The organism is Acinetobacter sichuanensis (genome assembly GCF_003024515.2).
GTDB classification, from domain to species: Bacteria; Pseudomonadota; Gammaproteobacteria; order Pseudomonadales; family Moraxellaceae; genus Acinetobacter; species Acinetobacter sichuanensis.
Genome location: NZ_PYIX02000099.1, coordinates 1 through 3,812, shown reverse-complemented (window position 1 = coordinate 3,812; position 3,812 = coordinate 1). Strand labels below are relative to the sequence as shown.

Annotated in this window: 5 protein-coding genes and 1 pseudogene; 4 read left to right on the top strand and 2 right to left on the bottom strand. The window is 39.7% G+C overall.

Annotated features, from left to right (window positions below; genetic code table 11):
- From C9E89_RS21825 to C9E89_RS21810, 3 genes and pseudogenes are all read left to right on the top strand, one after another.
- A pseudogene (locus tag C9E89_RS21825) lies at window positions 1-120 on the top strand (transcriptional regulator MerD); the annotation flags it as partial.
- A complete protein-coding gene (merE, locus tag C9E89_RS21820; RefSeq protein ID WP_107010210.1) occupies window positions 117-353 on the top strand; it encodes a broad-spectrum mercury transporter MerE in 237 nt (78 codons plus the stop codon). The pseudogene C9E89_RS21825 and the gene merE, both read left to right, overlap by 4 nt.
- Window positions 354-418: 65 nt before the next feature.
- Window positions 419-631, top strand: coding sequence for a DUF3330 domain-containing protein (locus C9E89_RS21810; protein ID WP_000993245.1), 213 nt, complete (start codon window positions 419-421; stop codon window positions 629-631).
- A gap of 207 nt (window positions 632-838) precedes the next feature.
- Here the strand turns inward: C9E89_RS21810 and C9E89_RS21805 are convergent.
- Window positions 839-1,929, bottom strand: a protein-coding gene (locus C9E89_RS21805) for an IS4-like element ISAba33 family transposase (RefSeq protein ID WP_107010211.1) whose coding sequence is annotated in 2 segments (ribosomal slippage) — window positions 839-1,389 and window positions 1,389-1,929 — 1,092 coding nt in all. Because the reading frame shifts where the segments join, the coding sequence is not laid out codon by codon here.
- Between the two features lie 106 nt (window positions 1,930-2,035).
- On the opposite strand from C9E89_RS21805, the gene C9E89_RS21800 reads away from it, so the two are divergent.
- Window positions 2,036-2,734, top strand: coding sequence for a toll/interleukin-1 receptor domain-containing protein (locus C9E89_RS21800; protein WP_228199101.1), 699 nt, complete (start codon window positions 2,036-2,038; stop codon window positions 2,732-2,734).
- Between the two features lie 22 nt (window positions 2,735-2,756).
- Here C9E89_RS21800 and C9E89_RS21795 read toward each other — a convergent pair.
- Window positions 2,757-3,812 (bottom strand): IS256 family transposase (locus C9E89_RS21795; protein ID WP_107010209.1); only part of this gene is annotated, 1,056 nt, incomplete at its 5' end.

Below are 3,812 nucleotides of genomic sequence, written 5' to 3'. Positions count from 1 at the left end.
ACGCAGCTTGCCCTGCTGCGTCAGTTCGTCGAGCGTCGGCGCGAAGCGTTGGCCGATCTGGAAGTGCAGTTGGCCACCCTGCCGACCGAGCCGGCACAGCACGCGGAGAGTCTGCCATGAACAACCCCGAGCGCTTGCCGTCCGAGACGCACAAACCGATCACCGGCTACCTGTGGGGCGGACTGGCTGTGCTGACTTGCCCCTGCCACCTGCCCATCCTCGCTGTCGTGCTGGCCGGCACAACCGCCGGCGCGTTCATCGGGGAGCACTGGGGTATTGCAGCCCTCACGCTGACCGGCTTGTTTGTCCTGTCTGTGACGCGGCTGCTGCGGGCCTTCAAGGGAAGATCATGACCGCTTCCCAGCCAGCCGAGAGTGGGCAGCTTTGAGCTTCGCTACCAATCTGGAGGAGTACCACCATGAACGCAAACGCCCCGAACACTGCCAGTTGCACCACCTGCTGCGTATGCTGCAAAGAAATTCCGCTCGATGCCGCCTTCACCCCGGAAGGCGCGGAATACGTCGAACATTTCTGCGGGCTGGATTGCTATGAACGCTTCCAGGCACGCGCCAAGGCCGCGACAGAATCTGACATTGCGCCTGTCCCTGGCGGTTCGCAGCCGTCAGATTGAGGCATACCCTAAACATACATAAAATTTTAAAGTTATTTCATAGTAAAAGGTTACATATCACATGACATTTTTAATTCTTGTATATTACCTAATGAAAACCGTGAAAATTTTCTAAATAGTGAATGATCATTACAGAATTATCTTTTCTTTTCCCTATTTAACTTAAAATAAGTTATATAACTTTAAAATCTCTGTACACGACAAATTTCATAGGATCCTTGTCCTATCAGGCTTTTTCTTTCTTAAAATTGCTAGCACTTTCTTAAATTCTTCTTTTTTTCCAAAACCAATCAAACGTAGAATAGCCATTTGAACATAGTCCAAACCGTAGCGAAATAAACTTACTGAAAGTCGTCCATGCTTCTTTATTTTTATCGCTTTTTTCCGATCATGTTGCCATTCACCTGTTAAATAGCACCAACAGAAACCGATAGCTAGCACTGCTATCAATTTCTTGACTCGTCTAGGGTCTGTTAAACGAGTATTTTCAAGATTGAATCCACGTCCTTTGAGACAACTAAATAACGTTTCGATTTCCCAGCGTAATGCATAATCACGAATAGCAGAAGCATTAAACATAGGAGAAACAACAAGTAAAAGCTCTCCATCTTCTAATCGTAGCGCACTAATATACAGTTTCACTCGACCAACCCAAATACGTCGTTTACGACATTCAGTTTGACCAACTTGAAGATGACGAAATAAATCACTAATTTTATGATTCTTGGCTAAGTGATTGGTCACAATAAAGTTTTTTTAACACGTATACAGAAGTTAATGTCATTTTCAATTAACCATGTAAACCATTTCTCACCGATAAATTCTCTGTCTGCAAACACATTCACAATACGATCTTTACCAAAAATGGAGATAAAGCGTTGAATCAAAGCAATACGCTCTTTTGTATCTGAATTTCCACGTTTATTGAGCAATGTCCAAACAATAGGTATCGCTATTCCACGATAGACGATGGCTAACATCAAGATATTAATATCTCGTTTTCCCCATTTCCAATTAGTTCTATCCAAAGTTAATTGGACTTTATCGAATGAAAATATATTGAAAATTAACTGAGAAATTTGACGATAATCGAAATACTGATCTGCAAAGAAGCGTTGTATACGTCGATAAAATGATTGTGGTAAGCACTTGATGGGTAAGGCTTTAGATGCAGAAGAAAGATTACATGTCTGTTTTACAATTAATGCAAGCATAATCAGTGTAAAACATTTTGCATGTGACTTGTTCCACTTTAGATATTTGTTTAAGATGAGATGTAACTCATTGAAATGTGTCATCATATTCGTCGTCAGAAAACAAGTATTATGCCATTATTTCAATGAGTTATCTTTTTTTGTCGTGTACAAAGCTTTAAAATAATTGTTTATCTTTGAGATATTAAAAATGCAGCAAGTCGATGTACCTAAAATATTTGTTTCATATAGTTGGTCAAGTCCTGAACATGAAGAATGGGTTCTAGAATTAGCTGAAAACTTAATGAAAGATGGTATTGATATTGCCCTTGATAAATGGGAATTAAGAGAAGGAGATGACCCAATATTCTTCATGGAAAGTATGGTTAATGATCCTACTATTACTAAAATAATTATGATTATTGATGGAAAATATACGGATCGTGCAAATCAACGCCATGGCGGTGTTGGAACTGAATCTACGATTCTATCGCAGGAGCTTTATAGTAAAAGGGATAAAAATAAAATTGTCGCTGTTATAGCTGAACCTGATGCTCCTAAACCTATATTTTATGCAGGTAGACTACATGTTGATTTGTCGGATTCTGAAAGATATGCAGAGGAATATGAAAAGTTAGTTCGTTGGGCTTATGATAAATATAAATATGAGAAACCTAAACTTCTTGGTAGTGCTCCGAGTTTTATTGTTGCTGAAGATAATCAAGTTGCATTATTCACAAATACTCAATATCGAATGGCAATAGATGCTTTAGAAAAGGGTAGAAGTAATGCCAGCAGTTTGGTAAAGCAATACTTAGATAAGCTATATTTGGAATTACCAAAATTTTCACTTTTAGATGATGATAGTAATGTTGAAGAAGCATTTAAACAGAAGCTTGAAAGGGTGTAAATAATTCTGTGTAAATACAGTTTTAAAAATACTTGGTTACACGCTCTTCAAACATGATACTAAAGCGATTCATAGCAGCTTTCCAATTCTGAATAGGCATCGTCCATTTTTTGCTTGCTGCCATAATTGCTAAATATACCACCTTTTTCACGGAATCATCAGTTGGGAAGATTTTTCTTTTCTTGGTTGCATGGCGGATAACACTGTTCAATGATTCAATCGCATTCGTCGTGTAAATCGCTTTGCGAATATCCATAGAGTAAGCGAAGAACGTGTTGAGATTCGACCAGTTGGCAAGCCATGACTTGCTGATTTGAGGATACTTCTCATCCCATTTTTGTCCAAATTCATCTAAAGCCTGTAAGGCTGCGTCTTCTGTAACAGCTTGATATATCTTTTTTAAATCGGCTGTGACAGCTTTGTAGTCTTTCCAACTCACATATTTAAGGTTGTTGCGTACCATGTGGATGATACACAACTGAATATGCGTATCAGGGTAAATTGTATTGATTGCATCAGGAAAGCCCTTCAGTCCATCTACGCAGGCAATCAGAATATCCTTTAAACCACGATTTTTCAGTTCTGTAAGGACTGAGAGCCAAAATTTAGAACCTTCGTTTTCTGACATCCACATACCTAATAAGTCTTTCTGTCCGTCTGTATTGACACCTAATGCTAGATACACCGCTTTGTTAATAATCGTACTATCTTGACGCACTTTCACCACGATACAATCCATATAGACAATAGGATAAAGGGCATCCAATGGTCGATTTTGCCATTCTATTACTTGTTCTTTAACTGCATCCGTCACTTTGGAAATAAGCGTTGGGGAGACATCCGCATCGTACATTTCCTTGAATGTAGCAACAATATCTCGTGTCGTCATGCCTTTGGCGTATAGGGATAGGATTTGGCTATCCATTTGTGTGATACGGGTTTGACTCTTCTTGATCAGCTGGGGCTCAAAAGTGCCATCACGATCTCTAGGCGTGTCTAGTTCAAATTCACCATCATCAGTAAATAGCCGTTTTGTTGTATAGCCATTACGTGTATTTTTGCCTATACGAGGACTATT